The sequence below is a fragment of the Streptomyces sp. NRRL WC-3549 genome, from assembly GCF_000721935.1.
Classification (GTDB): Bacteria; Actinomycetota; Actinomycetes; order Streptomycetales; family Streptomycetaceae; genus Streptomyces.
Genome location: NZ_KL585445.1, coordinates 68499 through 73556, shown reverse-complemented (window position 1 = coordinate 73556; position 5058 = coordinate 68499). Strand labels below are relative to the sequence as shown.

General features: G+C 69.8%; 5 protein-coding genes and 1 pseudogene. 1 reads left to right on the top strand and 5 read right to left on the bottom strand.

Annotation, left to right across the window (positions count from 1 at the left end; translation table 11 throughout):
• Positions 1 to 93 precede the first annotated feature (93 nt).
• The 5 genes from IH13_RS0134570 to ehuB all read right to left on the bottom strand — a co-directional run bounded on the left by IH13_RS0134570 (position 94) and on the right by ehuB (position 4143).
• Positions 94 to 852: an IclR family transcriptional regulator gene (locus tag IH13_RS0134570; protein WP_031090860.1), complete on the bottom strand. Its 759-nt coding sequence runs from the start codon at positions 850 to 852 to the stop codon at positions 94 to 96.
• A 170-nt stretch (positions 853 to 1022) separates the two neighbouring features.
• Entirely contained in the window at positions 1023 to 1856 is an 834-nt protein-coding gene (gene ehuA, locus IH13_RS0134565) for an ectoine/hydroxyectoine ABC transporter ATP-binding protein EhuA (protein WP_031090858.1), read from the bottom strand.
• Positions 1846 to 2490: an ectoine/hydroxyectoine ABC transporter permease subunit EhuD gene (gene ehuD, locus IH13_RS0134560; RefSeq protein WP_031090855.1), complete on the bottom strand. Its 645-nt coding sequence runs from the start codon at positions 2488 to 2490 to the stop codon at positions 1846 to 1848. Before ehuD ends, ehuA begins: the two co-directional genes overlap by 11 nt.
• The gene (gene ehuC, locus IH13_RS0134555; RefSeq protein ID WP_031090853.1) at positions 2487 to 3221 is read right to left on the bottom strand and encodes an ectoine/hydroxyectoine ABC transporter permease subunit EhuC; all 735 of its coding nucleotides are present in this window, start codon (positions 3219 to 3221) and stop codon (positions 2487 to 2489) included. The genes ehuD and ehuC overlap by 4 nt, the downstream gene beginning before the upstream one ends.
• A 19-nt stretch (positions 3222 to 3240) precedes the next feature.
• Positions 3241 to 4143, bottom strand: coding sequence for an ectoine/hydroxyectoine ABC transporter substrate-binding protein EhuB (ehuB, locus tag IH13_RS0134550; RefSeq protein ID WP_031090852.1), 903 nt, complete (start codon positions 4141 to 4143; stop codon positions 3241 to 3243).
• A 452-nt stretch (positions 4144 to 4595) separates the two neighbouring features.
• Between ehuB and IH13_RS0134545 the strand changes: the two are divergent.
• Positions 4596 to 5058, top strand: a pseudogene (locus IH13_RS0134545) (decarboxylase); the annotation flags it as partial.

Genomic DNA, 5058 nt, shown 5'->3' with positions numbered 1-5058 from the left:
AACGGCGCCTGCTGACTCGAAAATAATACCTGGTTCCCAGGGGTGCTGGTGACACGTGCCCGTCGGCCCCCGGCGAGCGCGCTTCCGGACCGTTCAGAGCGCCATCGACAGCAGTACCGGGGCCGCCCGGCGGTTCAGCGTGTCCGCCGCGGACCGCAGCCGGTGCGCGTCCTCGATCGGCAGGGAGAGCGCCAGGCACCCGGCCGACGCCCCGGCGGTCAGCGGCACCGCCGCGCACACCGTGCCCACCGCGTACTCCTGGAGATCGAGCACCGGGACCGTCGCCGGCTGGCTGTCCAGCTTCGAGAAGAGCACCTTCTCGCTGGTGATCGTCCGCGAGGTGAGCCGGGCCGTCCGGTGCCGGGCGAGATGGTCGCGCCGGCTGTTCTGGTCGAGCTGCGTCAGCAGGCACTTGCCGATCGCACTGGCGTGCGCCGCCGACCGGAAGTCGACCCACTCGTTGACGGCGGGGGCGTGCGGTCCGTCGGCCACCTGGGTGATCCGGATCTCACCGTCGACGTACCGGCTGACGTAGACCGCCGCGCCGACCGAGTCGCGCAGCCGCACGAGCGTCTGCTGGAGCCGTGTCTCCACCGCCCGGCGGCGGGCCGCGCCGGTGCCGAGCTCGGCGAGCGCGGCACCGATGACGTAGGCCCCGTCGGTCACCTGCTCGACGTACCCCTCGCGCCGCAGGGTCAGCAGCAGCGCGGCGAGGTGCCCGACGGGCAGCCCCGTCTCACGGGAGAGCTGTACGTCGGTCACGCCGCTTCCGTGCGTGGAGACCGACTCCAGCACGCGCAGGGCGTACTGCACGGAGTGGAACGGTGCTTTCCCTTCGGGCTTCGACGCCACGGTGTCCCCCTACCAGGTTGTGACCGGCGGCTTCCGCCCCACGATAGCGGCCGAAAGGCGCCGGGGGACGGGGTGTTGACGAGTTGCCCGGTGCGCCCCCGGCTCCGCCGCCAGGGACGCACCCGGTTGGCATATGCCAACGTCATAGCCCAGAAGTGCGGCCGGGACCGTCACAGCACCGCGTTGAGGAACTCGCGTGTACGTGCGTGCTCGGGGTCGGTGAAGATCTTCTCCGGCGTACCGGACTCCACCACGCGGCCCGCGTCGAACATCAGGACCTTCTCCGAGACGTCCCGTGCGAAGTTCATCTCGTGGGTCACACAGAGCATCGTGATGTCGGTGTTCCTCGCGATGTCACCGAGGAGCTCCAGCACGCCCGCCACCAGCTCCGGGTCGAGCGCCGAGGTGACCTCGTCCAGCAGCAGGATCTCCGGGCGCATCGCCAGCGCCCGGGCGATCGCCACCCGCTGCTGCTGGCCCCCGGAGAGCTGCGAGGGGTGTGCGTCGACCTTCCCCGAGAGCCCGACCAGGTCGAGCAGCTCGCGGGCGCGGGCCTCCGCCTCCTCGCGCTCCATGCCCAGGACGTTGACCGGCGCCTCGGTGATGTTCTGGAGCACCTTCATGTTCGGGAAGAGGTTGAACTGCTGGAAGACCATCCCGATCTTCTTCCGGGACTCCCGCAGCTGCTTCTCGCCGGCCGGCTTGAGCGAACCGTCGGGCCTGCGGGTGTGCGAGAGCGGTGAGCCGTCCACCCAGATCACACCGCCGCTGACCTTCTCCAGCGTCATCAGCAACCGCAGGATGGTGGTCTTGCCGGAACCGCTGGGCCCGATCAGCGTGACGTGCTCGCCCCGCTTGACCGTGAAGTCCAGCTCGTCCAGGACCACATGGTCGCCGTACCGCTTGACGACCTTGTCGAACCGGACCAGCGGCTCCACACCGGTGGTCCCGTCCGCCTGAGCGGCGTCCGCGGGCTCCTTCAGGGGGGCAGGGTCAGTGGCCAAGGCGCTTCTCCAGCTTTCTCATCAGCAGCGAGGTGGGGTAGCTCGCGACCAGGAAGATCAGTCCCGCGAGCGTGAACACCTCGGTGTACGCGAAGTGGTCGGTCCCGTACTTGCGGGCCTCGAAGACCATTTCCTGGACCGTGATCACGGCCAGGAAGGGGGTCTCCTTGAACATCGAGACGGCGTAGTTGCCGAGGGCGGGCAGCACGCTGCGCACCGCCTGGGGCAGGATCACCGCCTGCCAGGTCCGCCGGGGCGGCAGCGAGAGCGCCCGGCAGGCCTCCCACTGGCCCTTGGGCACACCGTCGATCCCGGCCCGGTAGACCTCGGAGGTGTACGTGGCGTAGTGGACGCCCAGGACGACGATGCCGATCGTCAGCGGTTCCACGGAGGTGAAGACGGCCGCCGCGCCGACCAGCTGGACCAGCAGCGGGGTGGCGCGGACGAACTCCATCACCGCCTTGACGGGCACGGTCACCAGCCGCGACGGCGCACGTCCGGCCACCGCGATGGCGAGGCCCAGCACCGCGGCCACGAGCGTGCCGAGCACGGTCGCCAGCAGGGTGACCCGGAATCCTTCGAGCAGCAGGGGGAACGAGTCCGTGAGGGCGTCCCAGTTGAACGACTGGTTCACCGGGCACCTCCGGCGGTGGCGGCCGACTCCGCCGAGCGGGACTTGAGCAGACTGCCCGCACCGGTGTGCAGGCCGAGCCGCCGCTTGGCGGACCGTTCCAGCAGGTTCATCAGCAGGGTCAGCGCGTAGGCGAGGACGAAGTAGGCGGCCAGCAGCAGCAGGTACGCGGTGAGGGTCTCACCGGTCCGGCTGCGGATGTGCTCGACGGCGGTCATCAGGTCGGCCGCGGAGATCAGCCACAGCAGCGGTGTGGCCTTCAGCAGCTGGATCAGCAGGTTGGTGAAGGACGGGATCATCTGGACCCAGGCCTGCGGCATGATCACCTTCCGCATCCGGTGGAAGGGCGTCATGTTCAGGGCCACGGCCGCCTCGTACTGGGCGCGGGGCACGGACTTGACCGCTCCGCGGACGATCTCGGAGCCGTACGCCCCGTAGTTGAGGCCGAAGGCGACGATGCCGCAGAGCAGCGGCGTCAGTTCGTAGCCCGTCAGCTGCGGCATCGCGTAGTAGAGCCAGAACAGCTGGATGTAGAGCGAGGTGCCGCGGAAGAACTCCACGACGATCCGGGAGACCCCGCGCACCGGCAGCAGCGTGCTGCCCGCCATCAGGCCGAGCAGGAACGACAGCAGCAGCGCGAGCAGGGAGCCCAGGACCGTGGCCTCGAGCGTCACCCACAAGCCCGCTCTGACCTGAGGGAACTCATCGAGGAGTGTGGAGAAGAAGTCACTCATAGGGTGTGGTCCGCCCCCGTCAGCCCTTGCACAGGTCGGCGGTCTTCAGCGTGGCCGGCGGAATCTCCGTGGCGCCGAAGCCGTACTCCGTCAGAAGGCCCACGTAGCGGGACTTGTCCGCGGTGATCTTCTTGAGCTCGCGGTTGAAGGAGTCGCGCAGGTCCTCGTTGCCCTTGCGGAACACCGCGCCGCCGGGGGAGAACTGCTGCACGCCGTCCAGCTCCGGCACGAACGCATCGGTGACCTCGGTCTCCGGGTTGGTCTTGGCGAGCCACCGCAGTGAGATGCCGGTGAGCAGGAAGGCGTCGATCCGGCCGCCCTTGACCGCGTCCGCGCCGTCCTGGGGCTTCTGCAGCGTCTTGATCTTGTTCCCGGCGATGCCCGCGCCCTTGGCGTACGAGTCCTCGACCGCACCCGACATCACGCCGATGACCGCTCCGGCGGCCTTGGCCGACGCCAGGTCGGTGATCTTCTTCGGGTTGCCCTTCTTCACCATCATCGCGGTGGGGGATATGAACTCCGGGTCGGAGAACAGGGCGTTGGCGCAGCGCTCCGGGGTGATCGCCATGCCCGCGCTGACCACGTCGTACTTCCCGGCCTGGAGCCCGGGGATCAGGCCGTCCCACTCCGAGAGGGTGGGCTTCAGCTCGTCCACGCCGAGCGCCTTGAAGATCTCCCGGTGCAGGGTGGGCGCCTCGCCCTTGAGCTCCTTGCCCTCCATGTAGCCGTACGGCGCCTCGTTGGCGTACGCGACGCGGACGAAGCCCTGCTTGCGGAGCTTGTCGAGGGCGCCCTCACCGTCCGTGGAGCCGGCGTCGGTCTTGCTGCACGCGGAGAGCAGCCCCGGAACGACGAGCAGTCCGCCCACGGCTGCCGATCGGTTGAGGAAACCCCGGCGGGACAGATTCGGGAAGTCAGCCATGGTTCGCAATCTCCTGGATGGCTTGAGCAGTCAGGACAGGGTGAGCGCCTGCCCGATCCGCTGCTTCTAAGCCAAAAGCGCCGCCCATGTAATCGAACGGTGGCCGGAGGGTGACCTTCCCGTGTCTCATGGCGGGCGGAGGGCGACGGAAGGTGCGCGGGGCGTATTCCCCAGGAATAGTTGGTTCATGACTGCCCGTTATGGCGCGTTCTCCGGATCGGTGAACGCCTGCGGCTTATGTCACCGGTGTTCGACTGGGGGCCGCTCTCCCGGGTGCCCGGTGCCCGCGTACGCAAACGGGCCGGCTCCGCGGGACCCGGGCGGGGCGGGGGCCGGGGCGTCCGGAGCGGCGGGCGGCGGCCGACGGGGGAATACTTGAGCCAGGCAGGGGCAGCGGAGACAAGGCGCCCGTCAAGGGCCGGCGGGCCATCCGGACCACGGGAAGGACGGACATGACGACCGTAGGACTTCTCTACCCGGGCCATGCCGCGGAGGACGACTTCCCGCGGATCGAGGTCATGATCGACAGCGACATCAGACTGCCGCTGTTCCACACCGCCACCGACGGGGCCGCCCGCGACGCCGAGTCCCTGCGCGCGGCCGGTGCGCCGGAGCGCCTGGCCGCCGGGGTCGAGGAGCTGCGCCTGGCGGGGGCCGAGGCGCTGGTCTGGGCCACCACCGGCGGCAGCTTCGTCCGGGGCTGGGACGGGGCCCACGAGCAGGTCGCCTCCCTCGCACGGACCGCGGGACTCCCCGCGTCCAGCGCCTCCTTCGCCTTCCCGCACGCCGTGCGCGAGCTCGGTGCCACCCGGGTCGCCGTCGCCGCCACCTACCCCGAGGACGTCGCCGCGCTCTTCGCCGGCTTCCTCCAGGCCGCGGACCTGGAAGTGGTCGCCCTCCGGAGCGGCGGGATCG